The following is a 13,351-nucleotide window of genomic DNA, read 5'->3' as shown; positions in this document are numbered from 1 at the left end:
ATCGCCCCGGCCGCTAACGGGCAAAAGGCGACTCATGGCTAAGCTTAGTCAGCGGTGGCGGAGAGATAAAATAGGAATGAGTGAATATTGTGATAGCTTGCGGCGATTTATGGGTGTGCTATTGATAGTCAACACGCCGTGTTATCGGCGCCGCAGCATAACCTTGAGCACCGCGTCCGCCAGCTTGCCGAACGGCGCGCGCAGGAGGTCGGTAAAACGCCAGCGGCTCTGGATAAAGACGCCTTTGGCGTGGCTCAGCGCCCGAAATCCTTCGATGCCGTGACAGGCCCCCATGCCGCTGGGGCCGATGCCGCCGAACGGCAGATCGTCCTGGGCGAAATGCAGTAGGGTGGCGTTAACGCTGACGTTGCCGGAGGTGGTGCGCGCCAGCAGCCGGTCCCGATCCTCGCCCGGCGGACCGAAGTAGTAGAGCGCAAGCGGGCGCGGCCCGGCGTTGATAACGTCGATCGTTTCATCAAAGGCGGCGTAGGTGCGCACCGGCAGCAGCGGCCCGAAGATCTCTTCTTGCATGATCGCGCTGTCATCAGGGGCGCCGACGATAAGCGTAGGGGCCAGCGTGTTCGGCCGTTCAGACGCCGAGTCCGGGCGGTGGCCGACCGGATGGATTTGCGCGCCCCGCGCCTGGGCATCGGCGAGCAGATCGTGCAAGCGGTGGTAGTGCCTGTCGTTGATGATGGCGCCGTAGTCGTCGCCGGTTGGCCCGTCGGGATAAAAGCTTTTAACCGCCGCGTCATAGAGCGCCATGAAGCTTGCCAGATCGTCCTGATGAACCAGCAGGTAATCGGGCGCGATACAGGTTTGGCCCGCGTTTGACAGCTTGCCGAACGCCACGCTCTTGACGTTTCTGGCGTTAACCGCGCCGCGCGCCATGACGGCGGGGCTTTTGCCGCCCAGTTCAAGCGTTAACGGCACCAGATGTTTGCCGGCCGCCTGCATGACCTGACGGCCGATCGCCGTGCTGCCGGTGAACACCAGATGGTCGAACGCCAGCTCGCTGAATTTGGCCCCGACGTCCGGCCCGCCGGTCACGACGGCGACCTCATCGGCGGGAAAAAGCGCCGCCAGCATCGTTTCGATGAGGCGGCTGGTATGTGGCGTGAGCTCCGAAGGTTTCAGCATCACGCGGTTGCCGGCGGCCAGGGCGGTGGCCAGCGGGATGAAGGTCAACGAGAAGGGATAGTTCCACGGCGCCATGATGCCAATCACCCCCTTGGGCTGATATTGCACATAGGCGCGTGCGGCCTGATACGGCAGGGCGACGTGGCGGCGCTCCGGCTTCATGAAGCGTTTCAGGTTGCGCAGAAGGTAATCGATCGCCTGAACGGTGACCAGAATCTCCAGAATGTCGGTTTCGTAAGGCGAACGGTGGCCGAAGTCCGCGCTGACGGCCGCCGCCAGCGCGGCGCGCTGGGCCAGAATGGCGCTTCGCAAGCGGCGCAGAGCGGCCTTGCGCTGATCCCTCGTCGGCGCGCCGTCGCGCAGGAAGGCGTGGCGCTGGGCGGCAAGCCGTTGCTCCATCGTCGTGGCGGTGTCATCTCCTTGCACTTGAATACTCCTGATGCCGATCGCGTTACTGAGGGAAATACCGCTTGCCGGGCCACTATTGACCTTAAAGTGAACTTTAAACCTATACTCGTTAAACGATCAACGCAAGATCGTCGGCCAACCGGGATGAGGGAGCCAGAGATCCCGGCGCCGCGCGCAGTATAAACCTTCTTTTTTAACCATAGTGTAAATGGGAGAAACGACATGGGTTATGTAACGACCAGCGATGGCGTCGAGATTTTCTACAAGGATTGGGGCCCAAAAAACGGCAAGGTTATCTACTTCCACCACGGTTGGCCGCTGTCCAGCGATGACTGGGATGCCCAGATGCTGTTCTTCGTGAACAAAGGGTTCCGCGTGGTTGCGCACGATCGCCGCGGCCACGGCCGCTCCAGCCAGGTGTGGGAAGGGCACGACATGGATCATTACGCCGATGACGTCGCCGCGGTGGTAAAACACCTGGGCGTGCAGGGCGCCATGCACGTAGGCCACTCGACCGGCGGTGGCGAGGTGGTGCGCTATATCGTGCGCCACGGCGAGGACAAGGTGTCCAAAGCGGTGCTGATCAGCGCGGTGCCGCCGCTGATGGTGAAAACCGACGCCAATCCGCAGGGCACCCCAAAATCGGTATTCGATGATTTCCAGGCGCAGCTGGCCGCCAACCGGGCGCAGTTCTATTACGACGTGCCCGCAGGCCCGTTCTATGGCTATAACCGCCCGGGTGCCAAACCGTCGGAGGCGATTATCTGGAACTGGTGGCGGCAGGGCATGATGGGAGGCGCCAAGGCGCACTATGACGGCATCGTCGCCTTCTCGCAGACCGATTTCACCGAAGATCTCAAGAAGATTGCCATTCCGGTGCTGGTGATCCACGGCGATGACGACCAGGTGGTGCCTTATCAGGATTCCGGCGTGCTCTCGGCCAAGCTGGTGCAAAACGGCACGCTCCATACCTATAAGGGCGCGCCGCACGGCATCCCGACCACCCATGCCGATCAGGTCAACGCCGATCTGCTGGCGTTCGTGAACAGTTAAGCGCGAACAAGCACTTTTGCTCCGCCCTGAGTGGGCGGAGCTTTTTTGATTGCGATGAGGAACGCCAATGCAAACGATCCTGGGCGCCAGTGGCCAGATCGCCCAAGAGCTGGCGCGTGAACTGAAGCGCGCGTACACCGATGATTTAAGATTGGTCAGCCGCAACCCGAAGAAGGTCAACGACAGCGATACGCTGGTCGCGGCCGACCTGCTCGATGCACAGCAGACCCTGGCGGCGGTGAAGGGCAGCGACGTGGTGTATTTCGCCGCCGGCCTGCCGCCGGATTCGGCGCTGTGGGAGCGGCAATTTCCGACCATGCTGCAGAATGCGTTGGACGCCAGCCGTACCGCGGGCGTGCCCTTTGTTTATTTCGACAATACCTATATGTATCCGCAGAACGGCGAACTGCAGACGGAATCGACGCCGTTCGCGCCTCGGGGGCGCAAGGGACGGGTGCGCGCTCTGATGACCGAGAAGGTGCTCGACGAGATGGAGCGCAAGCAGATCCCCGTGCTGATCGGCCGTGCTCCTGAGTTTTATGGGCCGGGAAAAACGCAGAGCTTCACCAATGCGTTGATCGTCGACAGGCTGAAAGCGGGGGAAAAACCGCGCGTGCCGGTTCGCGACGACAGGCTGCGCACGCTGATCTGGACGCCCGACGCCAGCCGTGGGTTAGCCCGGCTCGGCAATACGCCCGACGCGTTCGGCCAGACGTGGCATCTCCCGTGCTGCGACGAACGGCTCACCTATGCGCAGTTCGCCGCCTTGGCCTGCGAGGTGTTTGGGAAGGACATTTCATATTCCGTCATCGGCAAATGGGCGTTGATCGCCGCAGGGCTGGTTTCGTCCGGGGCGCGTGAGATGCGCGAGCTGCTGCCGCGCTACGAGTACGACAACCTGTTCGACTCGACCAAGTTCAAGCAGCGCTTTCCCGACTTCGCCGTCACGACGTATCGCGCCGGGCTGGAAACGATTTGGCGGGAGTGGAAGAACGCGCAAGCGCCGCGTTAAGATGCCCGCCGCGCCAGGGCTAGCCATAGCGCGCTACGCTGGGCTGCCGGCCCACTCGAGCCATTAAGCGAGCCTCGCCCCTCACCGGGCGGGGCTTTTTATTGGCTGCGCGAAAGCGGATCACCAGTGATAGCTGATGCCCATATCGAGCTTGTCCGACGCATCGACGCCGGCCGCGTGCTGCGAAAGGTTATTGAATTCATAGTTAATAAACACCTGCATGTTGCTGTTGAGCAACCAGGTCACCCCCAGCTCCTCGTAGTTCAATAAGTCGGTGTTGCGGCCTGCCCGGGCCTGTATTAAACGGGTATAGCCGATGTTGGGCTGAATATGGTCCGTCAGCCGGTATTTGACGAGCGCTTCATAACTTGACGCCGAGCCGCGGTTAGCGGTTTGTTGTGGGCTGATGGCGTTGTCGCTTTGGGTGAACACGGCCGCAAGATAGATTTTTTTCGACGCATAGAGAACCCCTTCGGCCAGCGTATCGATGCGTCGGCGATAGCCGGCGGCGTGTTGCTGCCGCTGCGTGGTTTGAGACGCCGAGGCGGCGGCGATGAGGCTGAGCGTCGGCGTCAGCGCATAACGGAACGAAGCGCCGAAGCCGTTGCCGTTTTGTTTGCCCGGCGCTTGCCGATCGTCGCCGTCTTTGAACTGATATTGCAACGCGAGGGCGGCGCGCCGCTGAAACAGGCTGAAAGTTTGGCGGTAGGTGAGCAGGTTATGCGCCCGGCCGCGCATAAAGTTATCGATGTAGTTGTACGCCATTTCCCTAAACAGCGGGGAGCGATCGGTCAGGGCGGTCACATCATAAAGCACGCCCCAGTTGCGGCCGATATCGAGGCTGCCCAGGGTGGCGTTTTGCACGCCGATATAGGCGAGCCGGGTGCTGTTGCGAGTCGCGTCGGCGAAGCTGACGGTATATTCCCAGTGGGCGTAGGCCTGCCAGCGCGGCGCGATCTTTTTTTTGCCTATCAGGCCGAAATAGAGGTAGCTGCGGTCGCCGTCGTCGCGTTCGTTTTGGCCGCTGTAGCGTCTGGCGATAATCGTGCCGTAGAAATTCAGGCTGTTTTGCTGCGATCCCGTCAACGACACGGCGAAGGCGCCGCGCGGCAACAGGGCCAGCAGGGGGAACAGCATGCCTGCCGAAAAATAACGAGGATTGCGTTTTATCATGATGGCACCGTCCCTGTGCGCGGCAAGCCCGTGTGCTTGCCGCCCCGGCGAAGCTTAAGCGTGCGTTTCGCGTTTAAAGTAACTGACGATCCCCTGAGCGATCGCCGTGGCAATTTTATTTCGGAAGGCGGGGGTGCCGAGCAGCCTTTCTTCCTCAGGGTTGGTGATGAAAGAGGTTTCCACCAAGACGGAAGGAATATACGGGGACTTTAAGACCACGAAGGCCGCCTGTTCGGTATTTTTGGCATGCAAGTGATGGATGGGCGCAATATGCTGAATCAGGTGCGAGCCCAGCGCCAGGCTCTCTTTGATCGTTTCCGTCTGCTCCAAATCAAACAGTATCTTCTGCAAATAGCGGTCTTTCTTGATGACGTTGGGGCCGGCGAGATCGTCCGCCGCGTTTTCACTGTTCGATAAGTATTTCGCCATCGCGCTGCTGGCGCCTTTATTGGAAAGCGCAAAAACCGACGCGCCGCAGGCACTGGGGCAGGTAAAGCCGTCGGCGTGGATGGACATGAAAAGATCGGCGCCATGCCGGTGCGCGATCTCCACCCGATCGTACAGCGGAATAAAAACGTCGCTGTCGCGCGTCAGGCGGGCATCGATGCCGTGTCGATCAAGCTGTGCACGCACATTTCTGGCGATCTCCAGAACGACATGTTTTTCCAGCGAACCGGTGTGGCCAATGGCGCCGGAGTCGATGCCGCCATGACCGGGATCCAACATGACCAGGAATCGTTTTCGCGCCCCCTGAGGGCCGTTCTGCTTTTTGGGACGTGGCAGGCCGTGGGCGTGAGCCAGCGGGGAAACGGCGCCGTTCAGCGCCAGGGCCGCCAACCCTGCCAACATCATTCTGCGGCGAGATAACCGGGTGTTCAAAAGGTCCGTCTTAGCCATAAGGTTAACCAGCATAAAAGGAAAGGGTGTTTTTGTTATAACATAACAATTTCACACGCCGGCGGGGTTGTCTGTTAGCGGCTGTTACTTTTAATGTCATTCCTTAAATTCACTGGTTTTTTATACTGCATTTATTTTGTTTATTGAATGTTTGTATTGATATTAATTTGTTTTGCATTTGTTAATTCTTATTTTGACACACTATTTAATCTAATATTTCAAATGAGATTTATTCTCCTCTTTAATTGATATGTTATAACGTAAATATTAAAACGGATAAAAAGCGGGGTCTTTGCCGCCGGCATGAAGCTACTCACGTTTTTGGAGCGTTAACATGACTTTTAAACACCAGGAAAAAGAGACACTAAATATATTCGCCGTTCTCGCGGTCTCGTTAAGCACGGTCATCGCCATGCTCGACAGTACCATCGCCAACGTGGCATTGCCGGTGATCGCCAAAGATTTCGGCGTTTCCGAATCGGCCTCCATCATGATTATTAATGCCTACCAGTTTGCCGTTGTCGCCTCTTTGATGCCCTTCGCGGCGCTGGGCCGCGCGGTGGGCAATAAAAAGATCTTTATAGCCGGGGTGGTGCTGTTCGCTTTTTCATCCTTGGGCTGCGCGCTGTCCACGACGCTGTCGATGCTGACGGCATTCAGGGTGATACAGGGCTTCGGTGCGGCGGCGGTGCTCAGCGTCAATGCGGCGCTGATCAAGGAGATATACCCGGAAAGGCTGCTGGGGCGCGGTCTGGGGATCAATGTGATGGTGGTGTCGGTTTCCGCCGCCGCCGGGCCGTCCATCGCCTCGGCGATACTTTCTCAGACGAGCTGGAACTGGCTGTTTACCATCAATGTTCCCATCGCCTGCCTGTCGCTGCTGCTGAGCCTGATCTTCCTGGCCCCCCGCGAGCGGCGCAGCGGTGGATTCGACAGCGGCGGGGCTCTGTTGGTGTTTGTGCTGTTTATCGCTTTCTCGCTCAGCACGATGAGCATGACCACCCACCATCTGCCGGCGGCGGCGCTCAGCTTTGCGGTATTCGCCGGGCTGGCCGGGTGGCTGTACATCAATCAGAAAAGAAAGGCCAACGCCGCGCTGATCCCGATCGCGATGCTGCATAACCCGACGCTGTCATTGTCTTTGCTGATGTCGATGCTGTCTTACAGCACCCAGCTTTTGGCTTTTGTATCGCTGCCTTTCTATTTCCACAATGTCCTGCAAAGAAACGTGGTGGACATCGGTCTGCTGCTGACCGCCTGGCCGCTGGCCACCATGGCGTCTTCGCTAATTTCCGGCGATTTGGCCAAGAAATACGATCCCAATCTCGTCGCCCTGTCAGGCCTCGCCTGCTTGTTGGCCGGCATGCTGCTGATGGCCAATTTGCCGAGCGATCCGTCGAATGGGGCGATCGTATGGCGCGTGGCGCTGTGCGGCATCGGTTTCGGCCTGTTTCAATCACCGAACAACCTGCTGATCATGACCTCGGTCTCGCACGAAAACAGCAGCATCGCCAGCGGCCTGTTGGGCAGCTCCCGGTTGATCGGGCAAATCGTCGGTTCGGCGTTAGTGGCGATTTTCTGCAATATGCGCGGCGCGCAAGCGACGAATATCAGTTTAATGGCGGGGGCGGCATTCTCGTTCCTTTCTCTGGTCGTGAGCTATATGCGCTTCAAGTCCGCCGTTACGTTAAAAACCAGCAAATAGAAGTACGAGGTTTCCCATGCGATTTATCCCATTAGTGCCGTTGGTTATCGGGATGGCGGTGTTTTCCCTTGCCGGCTGTACGACCTACCACGACGTGGCATTGCAACAAAAAGAGGCGGGGCTCAATAGCCCGTATTACCTGCTGCAGCCGCCGGTCTATGTCGGCGACCAGTTGAAATATGGCCTGAAGGACGGCAGCGGCGGCGAGCTGAAAGTGGCGAAGGTGGAACCTAAAGACATCGTCGCCGACAGCGGAAAAATCATTCCCCTGGCAGAGCTTTCTTTCCTGCAACGAAAAGACCTTTCCACGGGAAAAACCGCCGCGTTGGTTGGCGGCGGCGCGGTAGCCACCACGGCAATCGTCTTTGTGGCCGGGATAACCATTATGGCAGCAGGCATCGCCGCGTCGGCCTAATACAGCCCATCGACGCGCGCCGCCGAGCGTGCGCGCAGGAGGCACCATGTGCGTAACAGTGAAATTTATCGCCACCGCGCTGCTGGCCCTATTTGCCTTGCCGACGGTGCCTTGCGCCGGCGCCAGCCTGCCGGCGGCGGCCGAGCCGTTGCAAAGCGCGGCGACGCAAACGCTGCCCGGCAGCTACCCGCGGATCGTCATCACCGGCAACTGCCCCTTCGGCGTGATCCTGGCGAACGAGGCGGCCTATCGGCACGTCGTCGGCGTGGGGCCCTGGGCGTTCATGCATGCCGATAGGCATGTGTTGAAGGACATGAAGCCGGATATCGGCAGGATCACGTCCGATTTCATCAATAAAGACTATCGGGTCAACATGGAGTCGTTAATGAATCTGCGGCCCGACATCATTTATTACTACGGCAAAAGCCAGGACGATCGGCTGGAAAGGGCGGGCGTGATGACGGTCGATCTGGACGCCGGCGGGAAGACCAAATACCAGCCGATGGTTACCCAGGTGTATTGGGAAAATACCTTCGCCGACACCCTCGGCCTGCCGCGTACGCATAAATTCAAAGACGCCTGGGAAAAGACCCTGAAACAGATCCGCCCCTATGCCGCCGCCATCCGCGCGCAGCACGTCAGGGCGTTGTATCTCGAAGAAAGCGACGGCAGGCAGCTGAAGGTGAGCGGCCCGCATACCTACGGCGACACCTACCTGAAAATGGCCGGCATGGACAATGTCGCCGGGGATTTGCCGGTAAAAGGGGATGCCGGCAGGTACATCAACGTTTCGATGGAGCAGATCATGGCCTGGGATCCGGATGTGATTTTCGTGGTGTTCGGCAGCGCCAAAGCACTGCTGCACGGGGGGATCCCCGGCCAGGCGTGGGAGACGCTCAGGGCGGTGAAAAACGGCAAGGTTTTCTCGACGCCGGTGGGCATTCACAACTGGGGGGGCCTGTCGGCGGAAACGTCACTGTTGCCGCTGTTTATGATCAACCGGTATGCCCCTGAAGACATTAGCGACAAAACGCTGCGGGAGGAGACGCGTCGCTATTATCAGACGATGTTCTCTTATGCGATCCCGGACCGGTTGCTGGATGAGGTGCTGGCGCAACGCTAGTGCCACGGTTGAATAGCGTGAGTTCGTTGGAGGAGCTTGGGGATGCCGGGCAGAGGAAAATATGTGGCGATCATGGCGGGATTGTTTATTTCGCTCTGTGTGGTCGCCTTAGCATCGCTGTTTGCCGGCCGCTACGCCTTGTCGGCCCATGATGTGGTGCAGATTTTATGGCAGGGGAACATGCCGGGGGAAAACCAGGCCCGCTACTCGGTGATTTTTAACCTGCGCGCGCCGCGGGTGGTGGCGGTGATGCTGGTGGGCGGTGGGTTGGCGGTCGCCGGTGCGACCTTTCAGGCGGTGCTGAAAAACGCGCTGGCCAGCCCGGACGTGCTGGGCACCTCTTCCGCCTCCGCCTTTGGCGCTGCGCTGGGCATTTTGTTGAGTTTGCCTTTTGCCCTGAGTTCCCTGCTGTCGTTTCTTTTCGGCGTGGTGAGCTTGCTGCTGGTGCTGGGCATCTGCCGCCTCAAACGCCGGCAGGATGCACTCACCACGATTTTGTCCGGCATGATTATCGCGTCGCTGTTTATCGCGTTTGTCTCGGTCATAAAATATGTCGCCGATCCGCAGGATACCTTGCCGGCGATCGTCTTCTGGCTGATGGGCAGCTTCGCTTCGGTAGCGAAAGCGCAGGTTTATTGGCTGATCCCGCTGTTTGCGGCGTGTTACCTGACTATCTACCGGCTCAGGTGGAACATGAACATTCTCTCGCTGGGAGACGACGAGGCGCGCATCGCCGGCCTGAATCCGCCTCGGCTGAAGATCCTGTTGCTGATCGCCGCCTCTTTGCTGGTTTCCGCCTCGGTGAGCTTGGCCGGCGTGGTGGGGTGGGTCGGCTTGGTGATCCCGCATTTGGTGAGAAGCGTGTTGGGGTATAACCACGGCCGCCTGATCCCCGCTTCGGCGCTGAGCGGGGCGCTGTTTTTGCTGGTGATCGACAATATCGCCAGAGGGGCCACCTATGCTGAAATCCCGATCGGCATCCTGACCGCGCTGATCGGCGCGCCGCTTTTCGCTCTCCTTTTTATTACGAGCAGCAAACATGATCACAGTTAACCAGCTGACCCTGGGTTTCAAGGGGCGAGAACCCCTTCTCGACAACGTCAGTTTTAATCTGGCGCGGGGCGAGATCCTCAGCGTGCTCGGGCCGAACGGCGCCGGTAAAACCACGTTGCTGAGACACATCGCGGGCCTGTGCCGGCCCCTGTCTGGCGTGTGCCAGATCGGCCGCATCGACAATCGGCCCGCCCGGTTGGCCTATGTGCCGCAGGCGAAAACGCCGCATTTCGCTTATGGGGTGCTCGATTTTGTCACTTTCGGCTGTGCTCGCCAGGCGGGGTGGTTCGCCAGGCCGCGGCGGCAAGATGTCGCCAAGGCGCAGGCGGTGTTACACGCGCTGGAGATCGCGCCGCTGGCGCAGAAAAATATCAACCAGATCAGCGGTGGAGAACTGCAGATGTGTTATTTCGCCAAGGCGCTGGCGGCGGATCCCGACGTCATGATCCTCGACGAACCGGAATCGAATCTGGATTTTTACAATCAGGCTAAAATGATCGAGATGCTCTGGCGCCTCGCCAAAGAGCGGCAGATGACGATCGTGCTGAATACGCATTTTCTGCATTATGCCGATCGCATCTCCGACAAGTGCCTGCTGATGAATAAGCGACAGTGCATGTTTGGCGATAAAAACGCCTTGCTGCAAGAGGATATCCTGGAGCGTTACTTCCAGGTACCGGTGAGAAAGTGCCGGTACGAATATGCCGGCGTCAGCGAAGAAACGTTCATTGTCGCGCTACCGCACCCCGCTTGAGCGCCGCCAGCGCGAGGGTGATTGAGGGATATCCCTCATTGCGGCCCCGCCGGCGGTTATTTAAGCTGAAAGAGAAATGCAACGGTGAATATGGAGATAATCATGACTGATTCAGTATCCAACGATCGTAATCCCACCCCGGATGTGGCGGAAGACAACGCATTCTTCCCATCCCCTTACTCCCTCAGCCAGTACACCTCGTCCAAAACCGACTTCACGGGTGCCAGCTACCCGAACGCCTATCGCGGCGGCAAGTGGAAGGTGCTGATGATCGCCTCGCAGGAGCGCTACCTGCTGATGCAAAACGGCAAGTTCTTCTCTACCGGCAACCACCCGGTCGAGATGCTGTTGCCGATGTATCACCTGGATCTGGCCGGTTTCGAGATCGACATCGCCACGCCGTCCGGCGATCCGGTGAAGCTGGAGATGTGGGCGTTCCCGCATGAAGATGAAGCAGTCAAGGCCACCTACGAGAAGTACCGCAGCCAGCTCAAGCAGCCGAAAAAGTTGACGGAAGTGGTGAAGGATCTGGATGGCGGCAACTACCTCGGCGTTTTCATTCCCGGCGGCCACGGCGTGCTCAATGATATCCCGTTCAGCGAAGAGGTGAAAAAGACCCTGCACTGGGCGCATGACAACGATCGCTACGTGATTTCGCTGTGCCACGGGCCGGCCGGTTTGCTGGCGGCGGGCATCGGCGAGAACAAAGAGGATTTCCTCTATCGTGGCTATGAGATGTGCGTGTTCCCGGACTCGCTCGATACCGGCGCCAACATCGACATCGGCTATATTCCCGGTCCGATGCCCTGGCTGGTGGGCGAACGCCTGCGCGAGCGGGGCGTGAAGATCGTCAACGCCGACATCACCGGCAAGGTGCATAAAGATCGGCGCCTGCTGACCGGCGACAGCCCGCTGGCTTCCAACAACCTCGGCAAACTGGCGGCAGAGACGCTGCTGGCCGACGTCGCCACGCGATGAGCGACGAGATCGCGCAGCACGCTTTCCAGACGGCGCTGGCGATGGACCACGAGCGAACCCTGTCCGCCATTCAGGGGCGGGTTCGCGCCTTCGCCGCGCCGTTCGGCTTCGATCGCTTTGTGCTGTTTTCCGCTTCCGCCACGGCGGAAGCGGGGATCGAGCATATCTATTGGGTCGAAGGCGACTGGTTCGGCGACGGCGAGGCGGTCGATGCGCTGACCTACGTGCGGCACTGCCCGGTGACCCGGCACATGCTGCGGGCCAGCGAGCCGTTCTTCTGGACCAAGACCCGGGCGCGGCAGGGCGAGCGCTACCGGATTGTGCGCACGCCGCGCGGAGCCGGTCTGCACGGCGTGCAGATCCCGGTGTTCGGCCCCGCCGGCCTGGAGGGCGCCGTCAGCCTGGGGGGCGAGCGCATCGACACCTCGCCGCCGGTGCGGCTGGCGCTGTCGCTCGTGGGTTCGGCGGCCTTTCTGGCGGCGCGGCGGCTGTTCGAACCGGCAGCCGGTGAGGGGGGGAGCCGGCTGTCGGCGCGCGAGCGCGAGGTGCTGAGCTGGACCGCCATCGGCCGGCGGCAGGCGGATATCGCCGCGATGCTCGGCCTGTCTGAACGCACGGTGGAAAACCACCTGCGCCGCATTCGCCAACGCCTTGGCGCCGCCACCACCGCGCAGGCGATCAGCGTGGCGATCCGCCTGGGGGAGATCGCCCCCGAGAGCCGTTAGCCCGCCGCCATTTGCCGCAGCAACCACTCGCGTAGCGCAATGATATCGGGGCGCTGCGCAGTTTCTTCGGTGGCCATCAGATAGTAGTTGGCGCCGGGTAACGCCATCTCGAACGGCGCGGCCAACACGCCGCGCTGCAACAAATCGCGTGCCAGCAGCCGGCTGGCGATCACCACCCCCTGGCCGGCCACCGCCGCCTGCAGCGCATGGGTTTCGTCGCTGAAGGTCAGCCCGGCTTCCACATTCAACCCTTCCGGCCCGTAGCGCCGCCGCCAGTTTTCCCAGGTCGGCGCGTCGGCGGGCACCTGCCGATGTTCCACGTGAAACAGCGTCACCCGCTGCAAATCTTCGATGCGCTCCAGCGCCAGCGCCGGGCTGGCCACCACGATAAAACGATCCTCATGCAGCAAGGTGCAGTGCAGATCGCTTTCCGGTGTTTCGCGGTAGCGGATGGCGACGTCCACGGTGCGCTGGCTGAGATCGACCCGCTCGACGCTGGTGTGCAGGCGCAGATCGATGGCGGGAAACTCCGCCTTGAAATCGGCCAGGCGCGGCACCAGCCAGTGGGTGAGAAAATTGGAGGTGGTGGTGACGGTCAGCGCCGGTGGCTGCTGGGCGCGGGTGATTTGGGCGACGGACTGCTCCAGCGCGGCGAAGGCGCGCTGGGTGCCGGCATACAGGATCTCGCCGGTCTCGGTCAGGCTGACGCCCTGCGCGCTGCGCTCGCACACCCGGCATTCCAGCACCGACTCCAGCAGCTTGATCTGGTGGCTGACTGCCGTCGCGCTGACGCCCAGCGCTTCGGCGGCATGTTTAAAGCTGCGGCAGCCGGCCACGGCGTGGAAGGCGCGCAGCGCGCCCAGCGGCGGCAAACGGGTTTTTCTCATGGCTGAATTATTCTCATCCAAGGCTGAA

Annotated in this window: 13 protein-coding genes; 9 read left to right on the top strand and 4 right to left on the bottom strand. The window is 60.3% G+C overall.

What is annotated here, in order from left to right; genetic code table 11:
- Positions 1-141 precede the first annotated feature (141 nt).
- Entirely contained in the window at positions 142-1,566 is a 1,425-nt protein-coding gene (locus ACJ8J4_RS07410) for a coniferyl aldehyde dehydrogenase (protein ID WP_237651400.1), read from the bottom strand.
- Positions 1,567-1,770: 204 nt separating this feature from the next.
- On the opposite strand from ACJ8J4_RS07410, the gene ACJ8J4_RS07405 reads away from it, so the two are divergent.
- Positions 1,771-2,601, top strand: a complete 831-nt coding sequence (locus tag ACJ8J4_RS07405) for an alpha/beta fold hydrolase (RefSeq protein ID WP_025303474.1) — start codon at positions 1,771-1,773, stop codon at positions 2,599-2,601.
- 67 nt (positions 2,602-2,668) lie between these two features.
- Complete coding sequence (locus ACJ8J4_RS07400; protein WP_089181103.1) at positions 2,669-3,613, top strand: NAD-dependent epimerase/dehydratase family protein; 945 nt, start codon at positions 2,669-2,671, stop codon at positions 3,611-3,613.
- 120 nt (positions 3,614-3,733) lie between these two features.
- On the opposite strand, the gene ACJ8J4_RS07395 is transcribed toward ACJ8J4_RS07400, so the two are convergent.
- Entirely contained in the window at positions 3,734-4,786 is a 1,053-nt protein-coding gene (locus ACJ8J4_RS07395) for a porin (protein ID WP_025303472.1), read from the bottom strand.
- Between the two features lie 54 nt (positions 4,787-4,840).
- Positions 4,841-5,683 (bottom strand): N-acetylmuramoyl-L-alanine amidase AmiA, encoded by an 843-nt coding sequence (gene amiA / locus ACJ8J4_RS07390; protein ID WP_025303471.1) that lies wholly within the window; start codon positions 5,681-5,683, stop codon positions 4,841-4,843.
- 334 nt (positions 5,684-6,017) lie between these two features.
- Here amiA and ACJ8J4_RS07385 point away from each other — a divergent pair, with 334 nt between their 5' ends.
- The 7 genes from ACJ8J4_RS07385 (at position 6,018) to ACJ8J4_RS07355 (ending at position 12,436) form a co-directional block, all read left to right on the top strand.
- Entirely contained in the window at positions 6,018-7,388 is a 1,371-nt protein-coding gene (locus ACJ8J4_RS07385; protein WP_197759381.1) for an MFS transporter, read from the top strand.
- Between the two features lie 16 nt (positions 7,389-7,404).
- On the top strand, positions 7,405-7,803 hold the full coding sequence (locus tag ACJ8J4_RS07380) for a hypothetical protein (protein ID WP_239666013.1): 399 nt from the start codon (positions 7,405-7,407) through the stop codon (positions 7,801-7,803).
- A gap of 46 nt (positions 7,804-7,849) precedes the next feature.
- On the top strand, positions 7,850-8,926 hold the full coding sequence (locus ACJ8J4_RS07375; RefSeq protein WP_025303468.1) for an ABC transporter substrate-binding protein: 1,077 nt from the start codon (positions 7,850-7,852) through the stop codon (positions 8,924-8,926).
- Between the two features lie 42 nt (positions 8,927-8,968).
- Positions 8,969-9,979 carry a FecCD family ABC transporter permease gene (locus ACJ8J4_RS07370; RefSeq protein WP_197835817.1) on the top strand — a complete coding sequence of 337 codons (1,011 nt, stop codon included), beginning with the start codon at positions 8,969-8,971 and terminating at the stop codon, positions 9,977-9,979.
- Positions 9,966-10,733, top strand: coding sequence for an ABC transporter ATP-binding protein (locus tag ACJ8J4_RS07365; protein ID WP_197835819.1), 768 nt, complete (start codon positions 9,966-9,968; stop codon positions 10,731-10,733). Before ACJ8J4_RS07370 ends, ACJ8J4_RS07365 begins: the two co-directional genes overlap by 14 nt.
- A gap of 102 nt (positions 10,734-10,835) precedes the next feature.
- Positions 10,836-11,711 carry a glyoxalase III HchA gene (gene hchA / locus ACJ8J4_RS07360; protein WP_016927070.1) on the top strand — a complete coding sequence of 292 codons (876 nt, stop codon included), beginning with the start codon at positions 10,836-10,838 and terminating at the stop codon, positions 11,709-11,711.
- Positions 11,708-12,436: a PA1136 family autoinducer-binding transcriptional regulator gene (locus tag ACJ8J4_RS07355; RefSeq protein WP_049295961.1), complete on the top strand. Its 729-nt coding sequence runs from the start codon at positions 11,708-11,710 to the stop codon at positions 12,434-12,436. Before hchA ends, ACJ8J4_RS07355 begins: the two co-directional genes overlap by 4 nt.
- Here ACJ8J4_RS07355 and ACJ8J4_RS07350 read toward each other — a convergent pair.
- The gene (locus tag ACJ8J4_RS07350) at positions 12,433-13,323 is read right to left on the bottom strand and encodes a LysR substrate-binding domain-containing protein (RefSeq protein WP_060433546.1); all 891 of its coding nucleotides are present in this window, start codon (positions 13,321-13,323) and stop codon (positions 12,433-12,435) included. The two genes, ACJ8J4_RS07355 and ACJ8J4_RS07350, sit on opposite strands and share 4 nt — an antisense overlap.
- Positions 13,324-13,351 lie beyond the last annotated feature (28 nt).

The organism is Serratia sp. CY47280 (genome assembly GCF_052168655.1).
GTDB lineage: Bacteria > Pseudomonadota > Gammaproteobacteria > Enterobacterales > Enterobacteriaceae > Serratia > Serratia bockelmannii.
This window is presented reverse-complemented; position numbering and strand designations above follow the sequence as displayed.

Bases quoted from the DNA above. Each gene is read 5' to 3' on its own strand.
- ACJ8J4_RS07405 (WP_025303474.1), top strand. From the start codon at position 1,771: ATGGGTTATGTAACGACCAGCGATGGCGTCGAGATTTTCTACAAGGAT.
- ACJ8J4_RS07400 (WP_089181103.1), top strand. From the start codon at position 2,669: ATGCAAACGATCCTGGGCGCCAGTGGCCAGATCGCCCAAGAGCTGGCG.
- ACJ8J4_RS07395 (WP_025303472.1), bottom strand. From the start codon at position 4,786: ATGATAAAACGCAATCCTCGTTATTTTTCGGCAGGCATGCTGTTCCCC.
- amiA (WP_025303471.1), bottom strand. From the start codon at position 5,683: ATGGCTAAGACGGACCTTTTGAACACCCGGTTATCTCGCCGCAGAATG.
- ACJ8J4_RS07385 (WP_197759381.1), top strand. From the start codon at position 6,018: ATGACTTTTAAACACCAGGAAAAAGAGACACTAAATATATTCGCCGTT.
- ACJ8J4_RS07380 (WP_239666013.1), top strand. From the start codon at position 7,405: ATGCGATTTATCCCATTAGTGCCGTTGGTTATCGGGATGGCGGTGTTT.
- ACJ8J4_RS07375 (WP_025303468.1), top strand. From the start codon at position 7,850: ATGTGCGTAACAGTGAAATTTATCGCCACCGCGCTGCTGGCCCTATTT.
- ACJ8J4_RS07370 (WP_197835817.1), top strand. From the start codon at position 8,969: ATGCCGGGCAGAGGAAAATATGTGGCGATCATGGCGGGATTGTTTATT.
- ACJ8J4_RS07365 (WP_197835819.1), top strand. From the start codon at position 9,966: ATGATCACAGTTAACCAGCTGACCCTGGGTTTCAAGGGGCGAGAACCC.
- hchA (WP_016927070.1), top strand. From the start codon at position 10,836: ATGACTGATTCAGTATCCAACGATCGTAATCCCACCCCGGATGTGGCG.
- ACJ8J4_RS07355 (WP_049295961.1), top strand. From the start codon at position 11,708: ATGAGCGACGAGATCGCGCAGCACGCTTTCCAGACGGCGCTGGCGATG.
- ACJ8J4_RS07350 (WP_060433546.1), bottom strand. From the start codon at position 13,323: ATGAGAAAAACCCGTTTGCCGCCGCTGGGCGCGCTGCGCGCCTTCCAC.